We start from the raw sequence: 23,910 nt of genomic DNA, 5'->3' as shown, positions 1-23,910 counted from the left end.
TTCCCGGACGCGCGCCGTCAGGCGGCGCCCGGTCGCGACGTCTCCGGGCCGTCACTTCGTCTCCCGGATGAATCCACTGTCGCGGAGGTGCCAATATTTGGGCTATATCGCCACTACGTCGCCGACCCGGCCGGCCGGCGCGCGCGGGACCGGATCAGCCGGACCGGATGGATCGGGGGCTCGCGCCGGTAGCGCCGCCGGACCTCCTGGTCGAGCTCCTCGTGCAGCGACTCCAGCGCGTCCGCCATGAACAGGTCGCGCAGCAGGGCGCGGTTGACCCCGCCCTCGGCGGTGCGCGGCACCTCCCCGGCCGGCAGCAGCACCACGCTGCCGGCGCGCACCCCGGAGCGGCGCGCCAGGGCGTCCCGGATGGTCCAGGCGAGCGAGGACAGGCAGAACTCCTCGGCGCCGTCCTGCCGGACCTCGTGCACGACGACGAGCTCCTCGCGCAGCGCCGGCACCGTGAAGACGCCGCCGATCGCGCCCTTGAACGCGCGGTGCAGCCCCCGTACCCAGCGCTCGACGAACCCGGGGTACACGGTGCGCCCGTAGGCGGACAGGGTCTCATCGCTGCGGCCGACCAGGTACACCCGGTCGCCGTAGCGGACGCCGAGGTCGCCGGTGCGCTCGCGGCCGCGGCCGTCCGCGCCCGCCATCTCGATCTCCCCGATGCGCAGGTCCGGGATCGCCTCGCCGGTGCCCGGGTCGACGACGCCCACCGGCATGTCCGGCGGCACCTCCAGCCCGACCAGGGACACCACGGCGGGGTCCGCCTGGGCCGCGGCCTCGGTGCCGAGCGAGCAGGAGCGGAGCGGTTCGAGGACGCCGCGCTCCAGCGAGCGGACGCCGGCGTCGGTGATGGCCGGGGACGTCGAGACGAGGGTCGTCCACGACGCCGGCGAGTAGCAGGCCGTGAACGCCCCGGGCCGGAAGCCGGCGGCGGCGAACCGGGCGGCGAACCGCGCCGGGGCGCCCTCGGCGGCCTGGTCGGCCTCGATCAGCGCCCGCCGCCAGTGCGACAGGTCGAGCCGGCCGGCCGTCTCCGCCGGCACGCCGCGCACGCACTCGTCGTAGAAGCGCGCGGGCGCCCCGGTCACCTCGATGCGGTGCCGGTCGATCAGCTCCAGCCAGCGGCGCGGCGAAACCGGCTCGCCCGGCGGCAGCATGATCGCGGTGCCGCCGGCGTACAGCGCGGCCAGCACCTGCCTGAGGTCTCCCGTGCCCGGCTGCGGCGGCAGCCAGGCGCCCGACCGCACCCCCTCCGCCAGGCCCATGACCCGGCCGGTGAGCTCGAAATGGCGGGCGACCTCGCCATGGGTGTGGGTGACGCGCTCCGCGCCCGCCGCGGGCCGCGGGACGTATCGCAGCAGCGCGACAGCGTCCGGCGCGGGCGGGCGGAGGGACGGCGGCGCGCCGGGCGCGGCCGGGACGTCGAGGTCGGCGAGGCCGGTGGTGAGCAGCGACATCCGGGGCAGGCCGTCCTGCCCCATCCAGTCCGCCACCGCCATGAGGTCGCGGGTGTCGGTCAGCACCACGCGCGGCTCGGCGTCCAGCGCCCTGCCGGTCGCGCCCGCCAGATGCCACGGCGGCCCGGGCACCGGCGCGGCCACCGCGGTCATCCCCGCGTACAGGCAGCCCAGCAGGCTCTTCAGCAGCTCGCAGCCGGCCGGGTAGACGAGCAGGACCCGGTCGCCGGGAGCGCAGTGGCCGCTCAGCCAGGCGGCCCTGGCCCTGGCGACGGCGTCCAGCTCGGCGTAGGTGAGGCCGCCGGCGCCCTCCGCCTCCATGACCGCGATGCGCGACGGCGCCCGGGCCGCGTGCTCGCCGATCCGCTCCACCAGTCCGCCGGGCGGGCGCGGCGCCGCCCGGTGGTCCGCGCCGTGGTCCGGCCCGTCGTTCCCGTCCTCAGTCCCCATGCCAGACACGCGCCCGCTCACCCCGTGGTTTCGACCTGCGCGGCAAAGGCCCCCCGATGCCGCAGTCCGGTGCATTATCGCAATTGTCGGTTAAATCCTGGTCCAATCGGCGCCCGGCTCCGGTGCATGACCCTGCGGCGGCAACATGCTGCCAGCACCGCCCGGCCCCCTGACCAGTGCGGGTCACCGCGCGGGTCACGGCGCCCGCCGCCGCGCCCGGCCAGCTCACAGCGCCTTCAGCCAACCCCGCTCGACCGCCTTGACGCCGGCCTCGAACCGGCTGCGCGCCTTGAGCCGGCGCATGACGCCGGCCGTGATGCGCCGGCCCGTCCGCACCGACACGCCGAGCCTGCGCGCGACCGCCTCGTCGGTGTAGCCGCGCGCCAGCAGCCGCAGCACCTCGCGCTCCTGCGCCAGCAGCCCGTCGTCGTCGCGGTTGCGCTCCTCGCCGAGCGGGGAGGCGTTCTCCCACACCCGGTCGAACAGCGCGCACAGCGCGGTCAGCAGCCCGGCGCCGCGCAGCAGCACCGCCCCGGCACCGCTGTCGTCGGGGTCGATCGGGACCAGCGCGGTGTGCCGGTCGTACAGGGCCATGCGCAGCGGCAGCGCCGCGACGGTCCGCACCTCGGCCCCCGAGCCCATGAGCCGGCGCGCGTAGGCCATGCTCGCCGGATCGCCGGCGATGCTGTCCAGGTACACCGTGCACATCCGCACCCGGCGGTCGAGGACCGCCCGGTCCAGCGGCCAGCTCGCCATCATGTTGTCGGTCGTCTGCGGCCCGCCGGCCGCGAACCCCAGCACCTCCGACTCGCAGCGGTGGGCGAGCTCCTCGATGCGCGACCGGACGGCGTCGATCCCGACCAGCCGCTCGGCCTCCAGCCCCTCGCTGCAGCTGCGCAGCTCGCCGTACTCGTCCAGCAGGCTCGCCACCGCGGCGCGGCTGTCGGCGATGCGCCGCTGGTACTCGCGCACCTCCGCCTCCTGGCGGGTGAGCAGCGCCTCGAGGCCCAGCTCGGGGCTGACGACCCGGTACTCCCCCGGCTCCTCCCACGAATGGCGCACCAGCGCGAGCGCGACGAGCTGGCCGCGCGCCTCGCGCACCCGCGCCTCCGTCCACCCCAGCCGCCGCGCCAGTTCCCCGGTCGAAGCCCGCGGACACCTGATCATCATTCGGTACAGCGCCTCGGCGTCGGATCCAAGCCCGAGCCCATGGAGCATCCCGACTCCCCCAGTCTTGATCAAGTCTCCGTTCCGGATTATGCATCGGAGTTCGACGGGGGCGAAGCGGCGCGGGATCCGTGACCGCAGTAGGACAGACCCTGCCACGGCATGAAGCTGCCAGTAGCGCACAGTGACGGACCGGGGGCGCGTCCCGCACACTATCCCTCGAGCGGTCCGGCGCCCGTCCCGAAGCCGGCCGCGGGCGCTCTCACTTCACGCTCCGTAGTGACCAATGACGCTGAGGGAGGGTCCATGCGAGTGCGGATTCTCGGCCCGGTCGAACTCTGGGACAATGCCGACCGGGTCGAACTGCGCGGATCGAAGCTGCGCACCTTCCTCACCGCGCTGGTCCTCGCGCACGGCCGGGTGGTCTCCGACCAGACGCTCGTCGAGATGCTGTGGGAGGACGCGCCGCCGGCCACCGCCCAGGCGCAGATCCAGACCTACGCCTCCCGGCTGCGCGGCCTGCTCGGCGACGGCGCGGTCGTGGACCGGCACCGGCCCGGGTACCGGCTGCACATCGAGCACGCCGACGTCGACCTGACCAGGTTCGAGGGGCTCGCGGCGGAGGGCCGCGCGGCGCTCGCCGAGCGGCGCGTCGAGGCGGCCGCACGGTCGCTGTCGGGCGCGCTGGCGCTGTGGCGGGGCGAGGCCCTGACCGGCGTCACCGACTTCCTCGCCGACCTGGAGCGCCCCCGGCTCGAGGAGGCGCGGCTGGCCGTCCTGGAGGACCGGGTCGAGGCCGATCTCGCCCTCGGCCGGCACGCGGGCCTCGTGCCGGAGCTGACCGCGGTGGTGACCGCCCACCCCCTGCGGGAGCGGTCCCGCGCCCAGCTGATGCTCGCCCTCTACCGGTGCGGCCGCAACGCCGACGCCCTCGCCTCCTTCCAGGACTACCGGCGGTTCCTCGCCGACGAGCTGGGCATCGATCCCTCGGCCGAGCTCCAGGACCTGCAGCAGGCGATCCTGTCCGACCGGCACACCCTGCTGGCGCCGAGCGCGAGCACGTCGCGGCCGGCACCGGCGCCGCGGGTCGCCCGGCTGCCGGCTCCGCCCGCGGACTTCACCGGACGGGACGCCGCGGTCGGCCGCGCCCGGGCCCTGCTCGGCGACCCGGGCGCGCCCCGGGTGTGCGCGATCACCGGGATGGGCGGCGTCGGCAAGACCGCGCTCGCGCTGCGCGTCGCGCACCAGGTCGCCGACGCCTACCCGGACGGGCAGGTCCACGTCGACCTGCAGGGCAGCTCGCGGCGGCCCCTGGAGGCCGCGGAGGCCCTGACCCGCCTGCTGCGCACGCTCGGCGCGCCCGCCGCGGACCCGCCGAACGGGACGGAGGAGCTGACCCGGTCCTACCGCGACCGGCTCGCCGGACGCCGGGTCCTCATCGTGCTGGACGACGCGGCCGGCGAGCGGCAGATCAGGCCGCTGCTGCCCGGCGTCCCCGGGTGCGGCGTGCTGCTGACCGGCCGCACCCGGCTGGCCGCGCTGGAGGGCGCCGACCGCATCTCGCTGCAGCCGTTCGAGCCCGCCGAGGCGGTCGAGCTGCTCGCCCGCCACACCTGCCCCGAGCGCGCGGCGGCCGAACCGCGGGCGCTCGCCCTGATCGCCGAGCGCTGCGGGTTCCTGCCGCTGGCGATCCGCGCCTGCGGCGCCCGCCTCGTCGGGCACCCGCACTGGCCGCTGTCGCGACTGGCCGACCGGCTCGCCGACCCGCACCGGCTGCTCGACGAGCTGCGGGTCGCCGACCTCGACGTCCAGGCCGCGCTGGCGCTCAGCTACCGCCGGCTGCCGGCCGACCTGCGGCGGGCGCTGCGGCTGCTGTCGCTGCTGAGCACGCCGGAGTTCTCGCTCTGGATCGCCTCGGTGCTGCTGGACCGCCCCCTCACCGAGACGCGGGCGCAGGTGGAGGAACTGGTCGAGGCCTACCTGCTGGAGGTGCCCGCCGAGCGGCCCGACACCTACCGCTTCCACCGGCTGGTGCACGCCGTCGCCAGGGAGCGGGCCCTCACCGAGGAGACACCGCGCCTGCGGGCCGCGGCGATCCGGCGCGTCGACCTCGCCCTCACGGCCTGACGCCGCGAAGGAAGGCGCCGGCGCAACGGCCGTTGGAGGAAAAATATAGCGGCGGGCCTCATCCTGAGCTTCCGTGAGACTCCCCCCGCCAAGGCCCGTCTCCGCGCGCCCGGTCGTCCTGGTCGCCGAGGAGATCTCCCCCGCCGCCATCGAGGTGCTCTCCGCCGGCCTCGACGTCCGGCGCTGCGACGGCACCGACCGCGGCGCGCTGGTGGCCGCCGTCGCCGAGGCCAGCGCGCTCGTCGTGCACCGCGAGACCCGGGTGGACGCCGGAGTCGTCGCGGCCGGCGGGCGGCTGAAGGTCGTCGCCAACGTCGGGCCGGGCCCCGGCGGCGTGGACGTGACCGCGACCGCCCGCGCCGGCGTCATGGTCGTCAGCGCCCGCACCGCGCGCACCGTCAGCCTCGCCGAGCTCACCGTGGACCTGCTGGTGTCGGCGGCCCGGCACGCCCCGCCGGACGTGCGGCTGGAGGGCAAGGTGCTCGGGGTCGTCGGCCTCGGCGCCTGCGGCGCGATGGTCGCCGAGCGCATGCGCGCGTTCGGGATGCGCGTCGTCGGCTGGGACCCCGATCCGGAGCACCACCGCACCGCCCGGCCGCACATCGCGCTGCTGCCGCTGGAGGACCTGCTGGAATCCGCGGACTTCATCGCCGTCCAGTTCCGGGCCGCCGGCCTGATCGGCCGCGCGGCGCTGAACCGGGTCCGTCCCACGGTCCGGATGGTCTATTCGGCCGCGGACGGCGTCGTGGACGAGGAGGCGCTCCGCGCCGCCGTCGAGGAGGGCCGGGTGGCCTTCGGCGTCGGCGTCCACGTCGGCGAGCCCCGCGGCGGCGAGGTCGCGGTGGCCGAGTCCGTCCGCCACCTGCTGGCCGGCGAGATCACTCCCGGCCGGTGGAACTGACCCCCGGTGTCCGAGAACACGAGGAGGAGAAATGATCACCTGCCCCCCGCCGTCCCGCCACAACACCGGCTGGCAGTGAACCCGGCCCGCCCCGTCCCCCCGGGGCGGGCCCCACAGGGCTCAATCGCCGGGCTTGGGCAGCATGCACATGGTGTCGAGGCCGAGGACGTGGTTGAGGCGGCCGAACGCGAGCCAGGAGCCGATGCACATGCTCAGCTCCACGATCTCGCGCTGGGTGTAGTGCGCGGTCATCCGGTCCCAGAACTCCTCGTCCAGGCCGTGGTGGTCGAGGGCGTACCGTTCGGCGTACTCGGCGGCGAGGCGCGTGCGGTCGTCGAACCGGTCGGTGGTGCGCCATTCGGTGACCGCGCCGGCGAACTCGTCCTCGACCTTCATGCCGTCGCGCTCGGTCCGCCAGTCGAGGCAGAACACGCACCCGTTGATCTGCGCGATGCGGAGCCGGGCCGCCTCGAACTCGCGGAGACCGAGCGTGGTGTGCGCGTAGACGGCGAGCGACAGCTTCGAGGCGGCGGGGCCGATGCCCGGCACCATCTCGCCCCACGCGTACTGGATCGGGTCCTTGCCGTCCGGGATGTCGAGGTCCATCAGGCCCTCCTTCCGAGCTTGCCCACGGCGGGACGCAGCGGGACGTCGAGCGCGTCGTAGAGTCCGGGTTCGGCGTCCACCAGCCAGTCGATGGCGCCGACAAGGCGTCCGACGGCGGTCGCGTTGCCGCCCGCCGCGCGGTTGCCGTGCTCGTCGGTGGCCTCGACCGTGACCTCGATGCGCGGCACGCCTTCGATGATCACGCGGTGGGCGCCGTCGCCGTCCGGCGGCGCGGGCCAGTCGGGCGCGCAGGACGGGTGGATGCGGGTCACGTGCTCCACCACGATGAGAGGTTCGCCATCCTTGACGCCCTGCACCTCGAACCGGACCGCGCCCTGGGTGCCCTTCTCGAAGTCGCCCATGGACGCGGTGGTGACGGTGTCGTCCAGCGGACGCCGTTCCAGCGTCTCGCGGATCTCGTCCAGTTCGACGCCGAGCGCGCGTGCCATCAACCGGACCTGCCCGCCCCACACCATGGTCGGGACGGTCGCCGCGAGCATGGGCGGCTCGTAGTCCATCGGGTGGCCCATGCCGACCAGGTGGCGGACGGAGTCGGGCTGGTCGTAGGTGGAGTAGTCGAAGATCTCCTGGCAGCGGACGGCGTCGATGACGCCGCCGAGTCCGCTGATCATCAGCGGCAGGACGTCGTTGCCCCAGCCGGGGTCGACGCCGGAGACGAACAGCGAGCCGCCGCCTTCGGCGACCGCGTCCAGCACCGCCTCCCGCATCTCCCGGGGGGCGTTGCGCTGGTCGTAGAGCGCGTACAGCGCGGGCGTGACGACCACGGCCCCCGCGCGGACCGCCGTCAGGACGTCGGCGAGCGCCTCGTCCGGGCGGACGTCGCCGGACGCCGCGTAGACGACGGCCTGCGGGCGGGCCGCGAGGACGGTGCCGATGTCGGTGGTCGCCGCGACGCCGAGGTCGCGGCCGAGGCCGGCGAGGTCGCCGGCGTCCCGTCCGGCCTTGCCCTCGTCGTGGACGATCACGCCGGTCAGGTTCAGCGCCGGATGGGCGTCGACGGCGCGCAGGGCCAGCCGGCCCACGTTGCCGGTGCCCCAGACGATCGCGGAGATCATGCGCGGAATGTAACAAAACCCTGGGCCTATGCAAAGCAAGCATTTGTTTAACGTTCTCGGCAGGATTTTCCGGGGGACGGTGTCGGATCGGGGCAGCGTCGTTCGTAGCAGGGGTGAGACGCCGACCCGGGCGCCCGAGGAGAAGAGAGACAGGAACGATGACCGACTCAACGGCAACCCGCCGAACCAGGCCCTTCCGATTCGGGGTCGTCGCCCCGCTCACGACAGACCTGCAGACGTGGCGCGACCGGGCCCTCCGTGTCGCCGACAGCGGGTACTCCACGCTGCTGATGCCCGACGTCCCGCGATGGCAGCCGGCGCCCGCCCCCACGCTGGCCGTCGCGGCCACCCTTACGGACCTGCGGGTCGGCACGTGGGTGTACGCCTCCCCGCTGCGCCCGGCGTGGAGCGCCGCGTGGGAGGCGCACTCGCTGTCGGTGCTCACCGACGGTCGCTTCGAGTTGGGCATCGGCACCGGCAGGCCCGGCATCGAAGACGAGGTACGCGAACTGGGGCTGCCCGTCGTACCACCGAGCGAGCGGCTGGGCCAGGTGCGCGAGACCGTGACGGCGCTGCGCGATCTCGACGGTCCCGGCCTGCACACGCCGGTGGTGATGGCCGTGCGCGGGCCGAAGGCCCAGGCGCTGGCGGCCGACCTCGCGGACACGGTCACCTTCGCGGTGATGCCGGAAGACGATCGGGCCGAAAGCACCCGGGTGGTGCGCGACTTCCGCACCCTCGCCACCCGGGACATCGAACTCGCGCAGCACGTGGCGGTGATCGGCGACACCGTCGCGCCGTTCATGGCGTCCCCCGACACCGACCCCGCGGCGCTTCGCGCGGCGGACTCGCTGGCGATACTTCCCAACGACCCCGCGGCGGCCGCCGAGGAGATCCAGCGGCGACGGGAGGAGCTCGGCTTCTCCTACTTCGTCTTCGGCGCCGACTTCGCCGACACGCTCGCCCCGGTCGTGGCCGAGCTGGCCGGACACTAGGCCCGAGGCCTCACGCTTCGGTCACGGCGCGGGTGAAGACGAGGTCGCGGGCCGTTTCCAGGCCCGTCGCCAGGGCGCCGAGGACGACGGCGTCGTCGCCGAGGGCGGAGACCTCCACGCGCGGCGCGCCGAGCGGGGTCATCGTCTCCAGGTGGTCGCGCACGGCGCCGAGGAGCACGTCGGCGCCGTGCCCGCCAATGCCGCCCCCGAGCACGATCAGGTCGGGGTCGAGGAGCGCGACGACGCTGGCCAGGGCGCGGGCGACGTGCCCGGCCTCGTGCGCGACGGCCTCCGCCGCGAGCGGGTCGCCGGCCCGGGCCGCGTCGAAGACGCGCTTGGCGGTGATCGGCCCGGTCATGCCGAGCCGCCGCGCGGCGGCCACGACGCCGGGGCCGGACGCGACGGACTCCAGCATCCCGTGCGAGCGGGTCTCCCGCGGGTCGGCCTCGCCGAACGGCAGCCACGCGATCTCCCCGGCCGCGCCGCGGGCGCCGCGGTGCAGTTCGCCGTTCAGGACGATGCCCATCCCGATGCCGGTGCCGATCGACACGAACGCGAAGTGCGGCACGCCCTCGCCGAGCCCGTAGCCCTGCTCCCCCAGCGCGGCCAGGTCGATGTCGTTCTCGATGGTGCAGGGCGCGGGCAGCCGCCGCGCCAGCCGGCCGGTGACGTCCGGGACGTCCCAGCCGGGCAGGTTGGGCGCCAGGCGCAGGCGCCGGTTCTCGACGTCGTGGACGCCGGGGGTGCCGAGCACGATGTGGGTGACGGCGCCGTCCGCGGCCTTGGCCAGGTCGTCGACGACGCGGCCGAGCTGGTCGATGAGGGCGGCCGGATCGGGGTCCGCGCCGGCGCCGACGGAGCGGACGTCGGCGCGCACCGCGATCTCGCCGGACAGGTCGGCGAGCGCGGCCCGGATCCATTCGCGGCCGACGTCGAGCCCGATCACCCAGCCCGTCTCGGGCCGGATGCCGTACAGCCGGGCGGACCGCCCGGCGCCGCCGGTGCGGCGGCCGATCGCCTTGACCAGGCCGACGCGCTCCAGGTCGGCGAGCGCGAGCGAGATGGTGGGCTTGGACAGCCCGGTCGCGGCGGCAAGCTGCGGGCGCGACACCGGCCCGAGCAGGCGGATCCGCTCGTAGACGGCGCGCTCGTTCATGATCCGCAGCACGCTGGTGGTGTTGGCGGTCTCCCTGCTCGGCACGTGTAAAGACTGACATATCCCGGCACGGCGCACGCCCCGGGTGTTGATTTGTTAGGGAGCCTCCCTTACATTCGCATCGACGTCGAGCGGGGGTGAGGCGTCCGGTCACGAGGAAGGGAGAGACCGAGATGACCGCTCCCGCGGGCTCGGGGTTCGAACGGCGGCTCGGCGTGTTCCAGGCCACCACCGTGAACATGACCCAGATGTGCGGTATCGGCCCATTCGTCACCATCCCTGCGATGATCTCCACGATGGAGGGCCCGCAGGCCATGTTCGGCTGGCTGGTCGGCGCGCTGATCGTGCTGGCCGACGGCCTGGTCTGGGCCGAGCTGGGCGCGTCCATGCCCGGCGCCGGCGGCACCTACCTCTACCTGCGCGAGGCGTTCCAGTACCGCACCGGCCGGCTGATGCCGTTCCTGTTCGTCTGGTCGGCGGTGCTGTTCATCCCGCTGATCATGTCGACCGGCGTGATCGGCCTCGTGCAGTACGCGGGCTACCTGTGGCCCTCGCTCGTGGACGGCTCCGGCCTGTCGACCGCCGGCCACGTCCTGGCGATCGCGGTCGTCGCGGCCGTGGTCGCCGCGCTGTACCGGAAGATCGGCGACATCGGGCTGCTCACGACGGTCTTCTTCATCGTCATGCTGGTCTCGGTGCTCGGCGTGATCCTCGCCGCGTTCACGCACTTCCACTCCGACCTGGCGTTCACCTACCCGCACGACGCGGGCTCGAAGTTCTTCCACGGGCTCGGCGCCGGGCTCGTCATCGCCGTGTACGACTACCTCGGCTACAACACCGCGGCCTACCTCGGGGCGGAGGTCCGGCAGCCGGGCCGGGTGATCCCGCGGGCGATCATCTTCTCGATCCTCGGCATGATGGCGCTGTACTTCCTGCTCCAGGTCGGGATCCTCGGCGTCATCCCGTGGGAGAAGACGCAGGAGTCCAGTTCGTTCGCGTCCCTCGTCCTGGAAAGGACGTGGGGCAAGGCCGCGGCGAAGGTCTTCACGGTCGGGATCATCGTCACCGCGTTCGCGTCGGTGTTCGCCGGGCTCCTCGGCGGCTCGCGGGTGCCCTACAACGCGGCCCGCGACAAGCTGTTCCTGCCGTGGTTCGCGCGGATGCACCCGCGCCTGAAGTTCCCGACGTTCGGGCTGTACGCGATGGGCGTCATCACCGCGATCGGCTCGCTGTTCACCCTGACCGACGTCATCAGCATGCTGACCGCGGTGTTCGTGCTGGTGCAGTCGGTCGCGCAGATCGTCGCCCTCACCGTGCTGCGGCGCCGGCAGCCGAACCTGCCGCGCCCGTACCGGATGTGGCTGTATCCGCTGCCGAGCCTGGTCGCGCTGGCCGGCTGGGTCTACATCTACAAGTCGGCGGGCACCAGGCCGATCCTGCTGTCGCTGGGCTGGCTCGCGGCCGGCGTCGTCGCGTACCTGGTCTGGGCGCGGCTGGAGCGGATCTGGCCGTTCGGGCCGAAGGAGATCAGCGAGCCCTTCACCGAACCCGGCGACGCCGCGCCGCAGGCCGCATGATCCTCGGGATCGACTTCGGGGGGACCAAGGTCGCGCTCGCCACCGCCGACGCGACCGGGGCGCCGCTCCGCCGCGCCCGCCTGGAGACCCGGGCCGCGGACGGGGCGAAGCAGGTGGTGCGCCGGGCGCTGGACGCGGCGCACCGCCTCGTCGCCGAGACCCCGGGCACGCTGGCGGCGGTGGGCGTCTCGACGTTCGGCGTCGTCCGCGAGGGGCGGGTGCGGCTGGCGCCCAACGTCCCCGGCTGGGAGGACCTGCCGCTGCCCGACCTGGTCTCCGGTGACCTCGGCGTGCCCGTGCGCATCGACAACGACGTGAACGCGGCCACCGCCGCGGAGGCGCGCTGGGGGCGGCTCGCGGGCGTCGGCACCGGCGTCTACGTCAACCTCGGCACCGGCCTCGGCGCGGGGCTCGTCGTCGGCGGACGCGTCGTGCCGGGCGCGCACGGCGCCGCCGGCGAGATCGGGTACCTGCTGCGGCGTCCCGGCGAGCCCGGGTGCGCGGACGGCCGCGCGCCGCTGGAGGAGTACGCCGCGGGCGGCGGCCTGGCCGCGCGGGCCTCGGCCGTCCTCGGCGAGGCGGTGACGGCCGCCGGGCTGTTCGCCCGCCGGGACGACCCGCGGGTGGCCGCGCTGCTGGACGGCACCGCCGGGGCGCTCGGCCTGGCGGTCGCCAACCTCGCGACCACGCTCGACCCGGAGCGGGTGGTCCTCGGCGGCGGCATGGCCGCCGAGCCGTCCCTGCTTCCGGCGATCCGCGCGACGGTCACGCGGGCGGTCCCGTTCCCGCCGGAGGTGGTGACCGCCCGGTTCGTCGACGACGCCGCGCTCATCGGCGCCATCGCCCTCGCCGCGACCGGCGCGTGACCCCGCCGCGCCGGTCTGCTCACCTCCGCAACGCGGCGGGCACGGCGCGAAGCGGCAGGTTCCACCCGGCCAGGCTGACGACCGGGGCGGCGCCCCGCAGGTCGGAGGCGCGATAGCGGGCGGTCAGCGACTCGGACTGCCCGGGCCATAGCGTGACGTCGTTGTCGCTCCAGCGGATCGGCAGCACCTGGCCGCCACCGGGCAGCGGGCGCCCGCCGGGTGCGCCCCGCCGCACGTCCGCCCTGGTGAAGACGGTCGGCGCCGTCCCGGTCGCCCTGACCGTCACGGTGGTCACCAGGTCAGCGCCGTCGCGGCGGGTGGCGGCCGTCGCGCGCACGGCGGCGCGGGGCAGGCCGCGCAGCCCGGTCAGGTCGGCGTACCCGTCCGGCCGGAAGGCAGCGCCGCTGCCCTTACCGAGGGTGTTCTTCCAGTCCACCGCGTCCGGTTTCGTGGACAGCCAGTAGACGTTGCGGCTGACGGTCGTGCCGCGCCGGGTCAGCATGAGTTCGAGGAAGTAGGTGCGGGAAATGCCCCTCGGCGCCTGCGCGGCGGCCACCGTCCGGACGTCCTGGGTGGCCAGAGCCGGCACCGCGACACGGGAGGTCCGCTTCACGGTGCCGTCGACGTCGATCAGCCGCGCCCGCGCCGCCAGCCCGGCCTGGCGCCGCCCGGTCAGGTTGGCGACCTTGACCGCGCCGGTCGCGTAGTCGTACATGATGTGCACCGGCTCGCCCGCCTTCTTCGCGCCGAAGTACACACCGGGCTGGTCGAAGTCCTGGTTGTACAGGTTCCACTGCAGCGACGGCCAAGCCTTGTTCATCATCCAGTAGATGACGCCGGTGCTCGGGTTGGCCGGGTCCTTGGAGTTGCCGAGGTACGCCTCGAACTGCGCGCGTGCGGTCTCGTACCCGCCCATCTGCGCGATCCGCTGGTACGAGGCCATGTCGGACCACGGCCCGTACCGGTGCCAGAGCGGGGTGTTGTACTGACCCATGCGCGCGGTCCTGGTGTAGTCGTTGTAGGCGTACACATGGAAGAGGTCCCGGCCGGAACGCGGACCGCGTGCAGTGGCCGGGTCCCAGATCGCCGCCTGGTCCCGCAGGGTCAGGAAGCGGTCGAGCGAGTCCTGTGTCGGGACGGTGTTGCCCGCGCTCGTCTCGGTGTCGAAGCCCCAGGCGCTTCCTGCGTTCGTATACGACGGGTCGTTCACGGCGGCGGTCTCGCGGCCGTTGCTCCACCAGTAGACCGGCGGCACGTAGTTGTAAGGCCCCTCCTTGGCACCCGACGGACCGAGCCGCGGCGACGCCTTGTCCTCCGCGGACGCGACCTGCGGCGTGCCCCAGTCCGCGGCCTCGAACGCCGACAGGTACACCGATTCCTTCGCCGCGTCCGGCGCCGCGTCGCTGCCCTGGAAGAAGGTGAACACGCTGGGGTGGTCGCGCAGCCGGCGGGCGACGGCCGCGGCCTGGACGGCGGCGCTGGCCTGGAGCTCCCTGCTCCACCTGGCGTAGGGATCCTCCCAGCGGTCGCAGCACTGCCAGCCGGTCATGGCGAGGACGCCCTCGCGGTCCATCTGCCGGAACATGTCGTCCGGCGGGAAGTTGCCCTCGAAGCGCAGCGCGTTCAGGCCGAGGTCCTTGACGTAGGACAGCTGGTCGCGGACGTTCCGGGACGAGTAGCGCAGGAACATGTCCGGTGACCAGCCGCCGCCGCGGATCACGATCGGCACGCCGTTGATCTCGAACCGCCGGTAGCCGTGCGGCGCGTGCGTCCTGCCGGGGACGGCGCGGGTCAGCGACGAGGCGACGGTGCGGATGCCGAAGTCCTCGGCGTACCGGCCGGTCTCCCGCCCGCCGGTGCGCACGTGCGCGGCGAGGCGGTAGAGCGGCTGATCGCCGAGCCGGTACGGCCACCACACGTCGGGATGGTCGAGGCGCACGCCGAGCGCGACCGGGCGGACGGTGCCCGGCGGCAGCGTCACCGTAGTCCTGAACGGCAGCCGGGTCGCGCCCCGTCCGACCGTGCCGGCGAACTCGGCCCGCCGCACGGTTCCGGTGTTGTTGCGCAGCAACGCCTTCACGGTGAGGTCGGAGCGGGAGAAGTCCGCGGCGTTGCGCTGCACGACGTGGACGTCGCGCAGCGACACCGGGCCGTCCTGGACGATCTTCGGCGGGCGTTCCAGGCCGGTGCCCTGGTCCGGGGCGGCCGGGTTCCAGTCGAGCCGGCTGCCGGTGAGGTAGGTCTTCGCCTTGTTCGGCGCGACGTCGAGCGCGATCGCGTTGGCGCCGTCGCGCACGTACCGGGTGACGTCGTACTCGAAGCGCGAGTAGGAGCCCTGGAGCCGCGAGCGGCCGTCGATCCGGGCGCCGTTCATCCACAGGTCGGCGGTGCCGGAGACACCGTCCATGACCAGGAAGGTGCGGCCGTCCCGCCGCGGGTGCAGGATCACCTCGTCGCGGTACCACCAGTTCACGGCGAACTGCCCGGCGGGCACCGACGCCAACCGGTCCGAGCGGAAGACGTCCGGGTACCGGCCGTTCTCCAGCAGTCCCGCCATCAGCGTCTCGGGGCGGCCGATCGGCAGCCAGCCGGACGCCCGGTAGCCCGGCCGGGAGATCCGCGCGCCGTCGCTCCCCGCGACGGCCGAGGACTGGATCCGCCAGCCCCGGACCAGCTCCGAGGCGCCGTCCTCGCCCGCCGGCGCGAGGACAGCGGGCGCCGCGCGCCCCCGCGCGTTGCCGCTCACGGCGGACGGCGGGGCGGCGATGGCGAGGACCGCGCAGGCGGCCAGGGCCGCCGGCGGTCGACCGGGCTTCAACATGGGCGCCTCTGCGGTCGGATGCGTCGTCATTCCTTCACTACCTGTGCGATCACCCGATCCGGCCGCCGCCACACGCGATCTACCGCCGGTTTCGCGCCAGGGAGTGGTCAAGGCGGTCGGCTTTTGCCCATGGCAGATCCGGCCCTTTCCGTACGAGAATTGTCCGTCATAGCCTCCGGGCACCGCGATCGTCGAGAGTGGGTCCCCATGCCGCCGGCAGACACCGAGTCGCGAGCGACCATCGCCGAACTGCTCAGGCGCGGCGCGCGCGAGTTCGGCGAGGAGCGGTACCTGGTGACGCCCACGGATCGGCTGACCTACGCCGAAGCCGACCGCCGGTCGGCGCTCGCGGCGCGCTGGCTGCTCCACCACGGCGTGAGCAAGGGGACTCGCGTCGGCCTCTTCTTCACCAGTGACACCGAATGGGCCGTCTGGTGGCTCGCCGCCGGCCGCGTCGGCGCCGTCGCCGTCCCGCTGAGCACGCTCTACGCCCCGGCCGAGATCGCGAAGGTGCTGCGGCTGGCCGACGTCGCCGTGCTCGTCGCCCCGACGCGCGTCCTCAAGATCGATGTCGCGGAGCGATTCGAGGCCGCGCTTCCCGGGCTGTCGGACCAGCCGGCCGGAAACCTGTGCCTGCCCGCCGCGCCGTACCTGCGCCGCATCGTCCTCACCGGTGAGTCCGACCGCTCCTGGGCCACGGTCTGGAACGCCGCGAGCACCGCCGTCGTGCCGGCCGGGCTACTGGCGGCGGTCGAAGACGAGGTCGCGCCCGCCGATCTGGCGATCATGGTCCACACCTCGGGATCGACCGCCGACCCCAAGGGCGTGCTGCACACGCACGGCACCCTCGTCCGGCAGACCTCCACCTGGCCGGCCGCGATCCGGGCGCTGACCGGCGTCTCGGACGTGCCGCGGATCCTCTGCGCGATGCCGTTCTTCTGGATCGGCGGCGTGCTGGCCACGACGGGCGCGCTCCACGAACCGGTGACCGTGCTCGTCCTGCCGCGATCGGACGCCGGTGCGGCGCTGGACCTGATCGAGCGCGAACGCGGGAACGGCGTCGTCGGCTGGCCGGCCTTCACCCAGCAGCTGCGCGACCATCCCTCCTTCGCCGAACGCGACCTGAGCAGCGCGCCCATGCTGACGGACGGCCCGCTCGACCTCGCCATGCACGACGTCCCGGACGGCTACCCCATCCACCGCAGCATGACGGAGACGGCCGGCGGCTTCGCCTTCACCGACACCGCGATCGTCGACGGCGAGGGCCGTCCGGTTCCCGACGGCGACGTGGGAGAACTGCTGATCCGCGGCGCGGGAACGATGGCCGGCTACAACAAGCGCGAACGGTCGGAGGTGTTCGACCAGGACGGCTGGTACCACACCGGAGACCGCGTCTACCGCCGCACCGGCGATCCCCGTCTCTTCTATGTCGGGCGCACCAGCGAACTCATCAAGCCGGCCGGGGCGAACGTGTCCCCGCGCGAGGTCGAGTCGGTGATCGAGGGGTTCGAGCAGGTCGTCCAATGCGTGGTCATCGGGACCGACCACCCCACGCGCGGCGAGGAGGTCTGCGCGGTCATCGTGCCCACCGCCCATGAAGTCGACGTGGCAGCCCTCGCCGCTCAGGCACGCCTGCACTTGTCGGCCTACAAGGTTCCGACCCGATGGGTCATCGCATCGAGCGAGCAGATACCGACTCTTCCGAGCGGCAAGTTCGACAAGAGGAGGCTTCGCGCACTGGTCGCGGACGGCACCCTGAAGTAAGAGCCCGCCGGTCAGCCGCTGACATGGGCGGTGTTGTCGAGCCAGTGCTCGGCGAGATCGGCGTCGCCGTCGACGCTGATGCCGGTGGCCTTGCGGTCGGTGAGAGGGAGCCGTCGGGTCAAGGTCAGCAGCAGCGATCGTGCCGGGCCGGTCACCGTCACGTCGGCCTGCCGGGTTCCGGGCTGCCACCTCGCCCCGTCAGGCCGCCTTTCGACGAACCAGGCGCCCGCGTCGTCCGCGGTGCCGGCGGCCAGCCACTGCAGGGTCTGCCCGGTGCCCCGGATGGCGTGGGCGGACTCGGACCGCTGCATCTCCCACGTGGGGGAAGTGAGCATCGCGAGGTGGTTGCCGATGAGCGCGGCTGCGATATCGGCGTCAATGTCGACCGACCGGTCCGCCGCCCCGGCCGCGTCGAAGCCGTGGACGACCGCCTCGTTGAGCATGCTGGCCATCCAGAATCGCGTCCCGGGCCGCTCGTCCCCCGCGGGGTTGAACACCGGCGCGTCGAGCGCGTCGTCGGAGCACGCGTTCGCGACCCGCTGCGCGGACTCATCGGTGACCTGCGGATCGCCCAGCACGCCTCCCTGCCGCGAACCCGCCCGTCCTCATGAACGGTCCGCTCGGTCGCGGGAGCCCCCGGAGTCCTGGACGTAACTGGCCACGATGGCCTCCAGTTCGGCGGGGGTGATCACGTCCTCGATGCGGTCGAAGCCTTCCGGGGCCCGGCGTTCGACCTCCTCGATGACCTGTTCCGGGCCGCCGAGCCGGTTGCGGAGGACGATCCGGGTGGTGGCGGGGAGGCGGTCGCGCTGGTAGGCGAGCAGGGCCCGGGCGGGGTCGGCATGGGCCGCCAGGTGGGCGCTCAGGTTCACCGCGTCCAGGATGGCCTGGCCGGCGCCGTTGGAGCCCATCGGGTACATGGGGTGGGCGGCGTCGCCCAGCAGGGTGACCCGGCCGCGCGTCCAGTAGGGCAGGGGGTCGCGGTCGCACATGGGGAACTCGAACCGGTCCCGGGTGGACCCGATCATGGCGGCATGGTCGAACAAGTCGCAGGTGAAGCGCTCGACGTGCGCGGCCAGGCTCGCCGGGTCGGCCGGACGCGTCCAGTCCTGCTCGTCGGGCGGCGGGTCGCCGGGACGGCCGGTCTGGACGCCCATGGCCCAGTTGGTCAGTCTGGTGCCCGGTGCCGCGCCCGCCGCGATCGGATACACGACCAGCTTGGCGGTGTTGCCCCCGATGATCACCATGGTCCGGCCGGTGCCGAACGCGGGCCGGTCGGTGGCGCCGCGCCAGGTCATCATGCCGCTCCAGCGCGGTGGGCCCTCGTCGGGGAACAGGATCGACCGGGTGGCCGAGTGGATGCCGTCGGCGCCCACCAGGATGTCCGCGCGTGCGTGCGAGCCGTCGGCGAACCGGGCGGTCACGGCCTCGGCGTCCTGCTCGAAACCGACCAGGCGGTGGCCGGTGCGCACCGCGTCCGCGCCCAGCCGTTCCATCACCGCGCGGTGGAGCAGCCCCTGCAGCCGGCCGCGGTGCACGCTGATCTGCGGATGCGCGAACCCGGCGGCCAGACCGCAGGGCCTGCGCATGATCTCCTGCCCCAGCCGGTGGGTGTAGACCAGCTCGCCGGTGCGCACCCCGATCTCGTCCAGCCGGTCCAGCAGCCCCACCGCATCCAGTTCCCGGACCGCGAACGGCAGCACGTTGATCCCCACACCGAGCTCGCGGATCCGCTCACCGCGCTCGTAGAGCACGCAGCCGATGCCCTCGGCGTGCAGGCGCAACGCGGTGAACAACCCGCCGATCCCGGCTCCCACGACCATCACCTTCACGGCTCCTCCTCGCCCTCATCGGGATTGTCGCGGCCACCGCCCGGCGATCCACCGGCTTTGCGGTTTGCGGTCCTCGAGCGAAGCGAACCGGTCGTGATCAGCCGTGCGCCGATGCGGACGACGGCCAGAGCGGCCACACCGGCCAGGCCGAAAAGCAGGACGCGCAGGGTCGGTGTCCACGGCCATCTCGGGCCGGACGAGCCGAGATCCGCGGTCGGGTATTCCAGGATCTTGCGGGTCCACCGGGCCGTGGGCCTGTCGAACGTACGGGCCATGGAACCGAGCACCGGGCCGAACGCGAAGCCCGGCCGCCGGTGCGGGTATTCCAGCGGGACGCCGGCGCGGCGGGCCGTGGCCGCGATCTCGGGGTCGGGGTTCGCCGCGGCGGCGGCGCCCGGGACCATCAGACGGTCGACGTCGTCTCCCACGCCGGCGAGGCGTGCCCGTGGGACGAAGGTCAGCCCGTGCCGTGAGCGCACGGTGGCCGTGGACGCGATCGCGACCGTCCGGGCGGCCTTGACCTCGGCGTACGGGCTGAATACCGAGGCGAGTTCCAGTTCCCCGACGCCGCCGGTGAGCACCACCCCCACCGTGCTGGTGTTCGAGCGGTACCCGAGGTTGAGCAGGTGCACGATGGCGTTGGACGGGGACAGCCGCGATTCCGGCATCCTCGCGGGCGCGCCGGGAGAGTAGTGGCGCCAGCCGGCGGTCCGGGCGGCCGCGGCGGCGGTGCCCGTGCCGGCCAGCCGCTCGATCACCCGCAGCGTCCCGTCCACCGAGGACAGCAGCCCGCCCGTGGTGATCACGTTTCCGGCGTCGACGTAGCGGACTCCGCGCCGCCAGTGCACCGCGGGATGCGCGTCCTGCAGGCCGGCGAGCCGGTACCAGTGCGTGGTGGCCTCGCGGCCGTCGAGGAGACCGGCTTCGGCGACCAGCCGGGCTCCGGTGCACACGCTCAGCACCAGTCCGCGACTCGCGGTACTCCGCAGCCACGCGATGACGCGGCGATCGCCGTCCTTGTCGGAGGGCATCTCCGGCACCACGGTGACGTCCGGCGCCCTGCCGCCCAGCCGCCGGCTCAGTTGCGCGAAGTCCAGGTCCGGGACCAGGTCCAATCCCCCGAGCAACGGCACGGTCCGGCGTTCGGGTGCGACCGTGTAGACGTTGAACCTCCCCGTGCTCGCCAGAACGTCGTAGGGGACGAGCGTGTCGGCGACGTTGGCACCTGCGTTGCCGACCACGACCGCCACAATGGGCTTGCCCGGGGCATGCACCGGCGGAGCCACGGCGGGGAGACGCCTGTCCGCAGGCGGCGCGTACCGGTAGGAGGCAAAACTCCGTGCGTTGATGAGGAACTCCACGCCCGGGACGAGGAACAAGGCCACAAGGATGACCAGCCCACGGCCGAGGGCCCGCAAGATCCGTGCGCCCCGCTTCCTTTTCATGACGTCACCCGGCTGCCACCGTGAGCCGGCCCGCCACCGCAGTGGAGAGCCGGGCGACTTCGGCCAAGGCCCCCTGCCCAAGGCTCGTACGCATCGCGGTCACCGGCTCTTGGCCGTGAACGTCAGATGGGTGACGCCCGAGGGCGTCGAGACCGCCTCGATGTCGAACGCGTCCTCCAGCGACTCCAGGCCGTCCCAGAGCCGGACCCCGCGGCCGAGCACGATCGGGACCTGCACCACGTGCATGTGGTCGACCAGCCTCTCGGCGAGGAAGTCGCGTACCACCGAGGGCCCGCCGCCCAGACGCACGTCCTGGCCATCGGCCGCCTCGCGGGCCCGCTCGAGCGCCTCGGCGGGTGAGGCGTCCAGGAAGTGGAACGTGGTGCCGCCCTTCATCTCGATCGACGGCCGCGGCCGGTGGGTGAGCACGAAGACGGGGGTGTGGAACGGCGGGTCGGCGCCCCACGCACCGTGGTAGCCGGGGTCGTCCTGCCAGCCGGGCGGACCGAACTTGCCGGCCCCCATGATCTCGGCGCCGATCCCGGACTCGTGCAGTGCCGCGACGGCGTGATCGGCGCCGGTGCTCCCGCCCCGGCCACCGCCCATCCGATGCCAGAACCGGGTGGCGAACATCCACTCGTGCAGGCGTTCGCCGGCGTGCCCGAACGGGACGCCGGGGGCCTGACCCGCGCCGGTGGCGAAGCCATCGAGCGAGATCGAGAAGTTGTGCACACGCACGTCGGACATGACGGTTCTCCCTCGATGATCGAAGCCCCGGCCGGCATCCGCGAACGGCCGATGCGTTCCGGGTGTGACCTCACCGTCGGGGGCCGGTTCGCGGGCGGCAACGAAACATGGAGACAATGTCCGAAAACTTGGTACTCCCGTCCCTGCGACGTAGGGTCTTCGGAGTGGACGATCGGCTGATGGTGGTCGTCGGATACGACCGGGCGCAGTTACTCGACATCGCCTGCGTGACCTCGACGTTGAACGAGGCGAACTGGGGCGCCACCCCGCCCTACCAGGTGCTCCTGGCCACCCCGGGCGGCCGGGCGATCACCTGCACCGACGGGATGACGCTGCACGGGCAGGAAGCGCTCGAACGGCTCAAGGGCCCGCTGGACACGCTGATCGTGTCGGGCGGGCTGGGCTACCGCGAGGCCGCGGCCGACCCCCGCTTCGTCGGACATGTGCGCCGGCTGGCCAAGGAGAGCCGGCGGGTCGCGTCGGTGTGCACCGGCTCCGCCGTGCTGGCCGCGGCCGGCCTGCTCGACGGCAGGCGCGCCGCCACCCACTGGATGTGGGCCGACAGGATCGCCGCGCGGTACCCGAAGGTCACCTTCGACCCCGACCCGATCTACATCCGCGACGGCAACATCACCACCTCGGCCGGCGTCACCAGCGCACTCGACCTGACGCTCTCGTTCATCCAGGACGACCACGGGCCGGAACTGGCACGCGGCGTGGCGCAACTGGTGGTGACCTACCTGCAGCGGCCGGGCGACCAGTCGCAGATGAGCATGTTCGTCGCCGCCGCACCGCCGACCGAGCACAGCATCGTCCAGCAGGTCACCGACCACGTCGCCGGCAACCTCGACGGCGACCTGAGCACCGCCGCCCTGGCCCGGCTGGCGGGGGTGAGCGAGCGCCACCTCACCCGGCTGTTCCTCCAGCACCTCGCCCACACCCCGGGACGCTACGTACGCCAAGCCCGCACCGAAACGGCCGCCCACCTGCTGGCGACGACGACGCATCCGGTCGCGAGCGTGGCACGGCGCTGCGGATTCGGGACGGCCGAGACGCTGCGCCAGGCCTTCGTCGACCAGTACGGGACCGCGCCCTCGCGCTACCGCGCGAACCACTCAATGCAATAGGTGGGCCGGACGGAGCCGCCGCTTCTTCGAGAGTCCGTGAGTCGGGAGTTACATGCCCAGCCGTGCGCGTTGCACGGCTTGGACGGCGGCGGCGGGCCCGTCGACCTGGACGTCTGCCGCGTCCTTGCGGCCGAACAGGTAGAGCAGCAGTTCACCCGGGAGCCCGGTGATGCGGGCCGTGGGTCGGCCGCGCCGTGCCCGGACGGTGCTGGTGGTGCCCGCCCAGTGAAGTTCCAGTCCTGCGCCGCGCAGTCGCCGGGCCAGGAACCAGGGGACGCGAGTGAGGCAGTGCCACAGCGCCTGGTCCATGGCAGGTTCGGTGGTTCGGGGCGCGCGGCCGTTGGCTCTGCGGACGTCCTCGTGGTGGACGAAGAACTCGATCAGGTTGGGGACGCGGCGGACCCATCCGATCCGGAAGAACCCCGGTGGCGGTCCAGATCGGAGCGTGGCCACGAGCGCGGTGAAGTCGTGCGAGGCGAGCGCCGTCTGCCGTCGTTCGGCGAAGCGGCTCCACGCGCCGGGCAGGACCAGCCCCGGGCCGGCGAGGGAGTCGTTCTCGCGGAGGACCAGGTGCGCGGCCATATCGCGGGTGGTCCACGGCACGAGGAGGGTCGGTGCCCGGGGGCCGAGTTCGTCGAACAAGTCGGCGAGCTGGGCTCGTTCGACGGCGTCCAAGAGCAGACCGGCCATACCGGCGGAGTGTAACCGGGCCGGCGGCGGACCAGGAGTCCCTGGCCACATGAGGGCTCCTGGCGGGGGCGGTAAAAGATTGGCTCCTCGACCCCGACACCATCGACCTCACCGACCGCTTCCGCACGTTCCTCCGGGGCATCCTGCGACCGGGTTCCTGAAGCGGCGAGGCGGCGGCCCGGCCGCCTCTCGTTGGGAGGTCGCTATTGCGAGGCTCTGTTACGCCTTCTGTATTCCGTGGGCGTCAGTCCGACCAGGGTCTTGAAGCGCCGGGCGAAGTACGTGGGGTCGTCCCAGCCGACGGCGGCGCCGATCCGGGCGGCGGGCAGGGTCGAGTTCACCAGCAGCGCCGCCGCTCGTTCGGCCCTCAGCCGGGCCAGGAGGCCCATCGGGGTCGAGCCGGTGCACTGGCCGAACAACCGGCCGAGGTAGGCGGGGTCCAGGTTGACGGCCCGCGCGAGGTCGTCCAGCCTCCACGGTTCCGCGGGCGCCGCTTCGAGGCGCGCGATGGTCGCGGCGACCGCGGGGTGGACGGCCGGTTCGAGAGCGCCGTGTTCGGGCTCGGCGCCGTCGGCCAGGATTCCCAGCACGGTCATCAGGCGGCCGACCGCCCGGCCCGGGCGGCGGCGGCCCGCCGTCAGGTCCTCTTCGAGCAGGCGGATCTGCGCGATGGCTTCGTCGGCGTCCGAGGGGGCGAGGGATCGAACCGCCACACCGCGGGCACCGTGGGACACCGGGTCGGTCCACAGCAGCCGGCGCAGCATCGGCAGCTGGTACAGCTCGGCCCGAAGCGCGTGAGCGGATAGGCAGCAGTTGGCGACGGTGAGATCGGCGCAGTCGCCGAAGCCGTGCCACGCGCCCGGCCGCAGCACGATCGCGTCGCCGTGCCGTAGCGGGCGCTCGCCGTGGCCGGTGACATGCCGACCGCGGCCGGGGCCGATGATCGCGATTTCGAGGAAGTCGTGGGTGTGCGGCTCGACGCCCGCGTTCAGGTGGTGGACGCCGCCCCAGACCGGGCCGTCGGCGAACAGCGCTTGCTCGTGCAGTGTGGCGAGCATGTCGTGATCGTACGACTCCTCGCCGGGATCGGCCTAGCC

19 protein-coding genes are annotated in these 23,910 nt (G+C 73.4%); 7 read left to right on the top strand and 12 right to left on the bottom strand.

The annotated features are described in order from the left end of the window. Window positions 1-113: 113 nt before the first annotated feature. Together ACA514_RS30220 and ACA514_RS30215 are read right to left on the bottom strand one after the other, a co-directional pair. On the bottom strand, window positions 114-1,916 hold the full coding sequence (locus ACA514_RS30220; protein ID WP_375044658.1) for an AMP-binding protein: 1,803 nt from the start codon (window positions 1,914-1,916) through the stop codon (window positions 114-116). A gap of 225 nt (window positions 1,917-2,141) precedes the next feature. Next, window positions 2,142-3,017 carry a LuxR C-terminal-related transcriptional regulator gene (locus ACA514_RS30215; RefSeq protein ID WP_375044657.1) on the bottom strand — a complete coding sequence of 292 codons (876 nt, stop codon included), beginning with the start codon at window positions 3,015-3,017 and terminating at the stop codon, window positions 2,142-2,144. Window positions 3,018-3,389: 372 nt separating this feature from the next. Between ACA514_RS30215 and ACA514_RS30210 the strand changes: the two genes are divergently transcribed. Both ACA514_RS30210 and ACA514_RS30205 read left to right on the top strand, forming a co-directional pair. Continuing rightward, a complete protein-coding gene (locus ACA514_RS30210; protein ID WP_375044656.1) occupies window positions 3,390-5,210 on the top strand; it encodes a BTAD domain-containing putative transcriptional regulator in 1,821 nt (606 codons plus the stop codon). A gap of 73 nt (window positions 5,211-5,283) precedes the next feature. Then, entirely contained in the window at window positions 5,284-6,111 is an 828-nt protein-coding gene (locus ACA514_RS30205) for an NAD(P)-dependent oxidoreductase (RefSeq protein ID WP_375044655.1), read from the top strand. A 120-nt stretch (window positions 6,112-6,231) separates the two neighbouring features. Here the strand turns inward: ACA514_RS30205 and ACA514_RS30200 are convergent, their stop codons facing one another. Continuing rightward, window positions 6,232-6,717, bottom strand: a complete 486-nt coding sequence (locus tag ACA514_RS30200) for a carboxymuconolactone decarboxylase family protein (protein ID WP_375044654.1) — start codon at window positions 6,715-6,717, stop codon at window positions 6,232-6,234. Next, entirely contained in the window at window positions 6,717-7,793 is a 1,077-nt protein-coding gene (locus ACA514_RS30195) for a dihydrodipicolinate reductase (protein WP_375044653.1), read from the bottom strand. The genes ACA514_RS30200 and ACA514_RS30195 overlap by 1 nt, the downstream gene beginning before the upstream one ends. Before the next feature lie 158 nt (window positions 7,794-7,951). Here ACA514_RS30195 and ACA514_RS30190 point away from each other — a divergent pair, with 158 nt between their 5' ends. Then, on the top strand, window positions 7,952-8,788 hold the full coding sequence (locus ACA514_RS30190) for an LLM class flavin-dependent oxidoreductase (RefSeq protein ID WP_375044652.1): 837 nt from the start codon (window positions 7,952-7,954) through the stop codon (window positions 8,786-8,788). Between the two features lie 10 nt (window positions 8,789-8,798). Here the strand turns inward: ACA514_RS30190 and ACA514_RS30185 are convergent, their stop codons facing one another. Then, window positions 8,799-9,989, bottom strand: coding sequence for an ROK family protein (locus ACA514_RS30185; RefSeq protein WP_375044651.1), 1,191 nt, complete (start codon window positions 9,987-9,989; stop codon window positions 8,799-8,801). Window positions 9,990-10,117: 128 nt separating this feature from the next. Here ACA514_RS30185 and ACA514_RS30180 point away from each other — a divergent pair, with 128 nt between their 5' ends. Continuing rightward, window positions 10,118-11,521 (top strand): APC family permease, encoded by a 1,404-nt coding sequence (locus ACA514_RS30180; protein ID WP_375044650.1) that lies wholly within the window; start codon window positions 10,118-10,120, stop codon window positions 11,519-11,521. Continuing rightward, window positions 11,518-12,387, top strand: a complete 870-nt coding sequence (locus ACA514_RS30175) for an ROK family protein (RefSeq protein WP_375044649.1) — start codon at window positions 11,518-11,520, stop codon at window positions 12,385-12,387. Before ACA514_RS30180 ends, ACA514_RS30175 begins: the two co-directional genes overlap by 4 nt. Before the next feature lie 19 nt (window positions 12,388-12,406). On the opposite strand, the gene ACA514_RS30170 is transcribed toward ACA514_RS30175, so the two are convergent. Beyond that, window positions 12,407-15,208, bottom strand: coding sequence for a sugar-binding domain-containing protein (locus ACA514_RS30170; RefSeq protein ID WP_375044648.1), 2,802 nt, complete (start codon window positions 15,206-15,208; stop codon window positions 12,407-12,409). A 207-nt stretch (window positions 15,209-15,415) separates the two neighbouring features. On the opposite strand from ACA514_RS30170, the gene ACA514_RS30165 reads away from it, so the two are divergent. Continuing rightward, window positions 15,416-16,972: a class I adenylate-forming enzyme family protein gene (locus ACA514_RS30165; protein WP_375044647.1), complete on the top strand. Its 1,557-nt coding sequence runs from the start codon at window positions 15,416-15,418 to the stop codon at window positions 16,970-16,972. 11 nt (window positions 16,973-16,983) lie between these two features. Here ACA514_RS30165 and ACA514_RS30160 read toward each other — a convergent pair whose 3' ends face one another. The 4 genes from ACA514_RS30160 to ACA514_RS30145 all read right to left on the bottom strand — a co-directional run bounded on the left by ACA514_RS30160 (window position 16,984) and on the right by ACA514_RS30145 (window position 20,996). Continuing rightward, window positions 16,984-17,550 carry a hypothetical protein gene (locus ACA514_RS30160; protein WP_375044646.1) on the bottom strand — a complete coding sequence of 189 codons (567 nt, stop codon included), beginning with the start codon at window positions 17,548-17,550 and terminating at the stop codon, window positions 16,984-16,986. 27 nt (window positions 17,551-17,577) lie between these two features. After that, window positions 17,578-18,795 carry a flavin-dependent oxidoreductase gene (locus ACA514_RS30155; RefSeq protein ID WP_375044716.1) on the bottom strand — a complete coding sequence of 406 codons (1,218 nt, stop codon included), beginning with the start codon at window positions 18,793-18,795 and terminating at the stop codon, window positions 17,578-17,580. 5 nt (window positions 18,796-18,800) lie between these two features. Continuing rightward, window positions 18,801-20,045: a DJ-1/PfpI family protein gene (locus ACA514_RS30150; protein ID WP_375044645.1), complete on the bottom strand. Its 1,245-nt coding sequence runs from the start codon at window positions 20,043-20,045 to the stop codon at window positions 18,801-18,803. Window positions 20,046-20,348: 303 nt separating this feature from the next. Beyond that, window positions 20,349-20,996, bottom strand: coding sequence for a dihydrofolate reductase family protein (locus ACA514_RS30145; protein WP_375044644.1), 648 nt, complete (start codon window positions 20,994-20,996; stop codon window positions 20,349-20,351). Window positions 20,997-21,160: 164 nt separating this feature from the next. Here ACA514_RS30145 and ACA514_RS30140 point away from each other — a divergent pair, with 164 nt between their 5' ends. After that, window positions 21,161-22,123, top strand: coding sequence for a GlxA family transcriptional regulator (locus ACA514_RS30140; protein WP_375044643.1), 963 nt, complete (start codon window positions 21,161-21,163; stop codon window positions 22,121-22,123). A 48-nt stretch (window positions 22,124-22,171) separates the two neighbouring features. On the opposite strand, the gene ACA514_RS30135 is transcribed toward ACA514_RS30140, so the two are convergent. After that, entirely contained in the window at window positions 22,172-22,813 is a 642-nt protein-coding gene (locus tag ACA514_RS30135; protein WP_375044642.1) for a TIGR03085 family metal-binding protein, read from the bottom strand. Between the two features lie 203 nt (window positions 22,814-23,016). Then, entirely contained in the window at window positions 23,017-23,871 is an 855-nt protein-coding gene (locus tag ACA514_RS30130; protein WP_375044641.1) for a helix-turn-helix domain-containing protein, read from the bottom strand. Window positions 23,872-23,910 lie beyond the last annotated feature (39 nt).

Source organism: Actinomadura sp. NTSP31 (assembly GCF_041951385.1).
GTDB lineage: Bacteria > Actinomycetota > Actinomycetes > Streptosporangiales > Streptosporangiaceae > Spirillospora > Spirillospora napierensis.
This window is presented reverse-complemented; position numbering and strand designations above follow the sequence as displayed.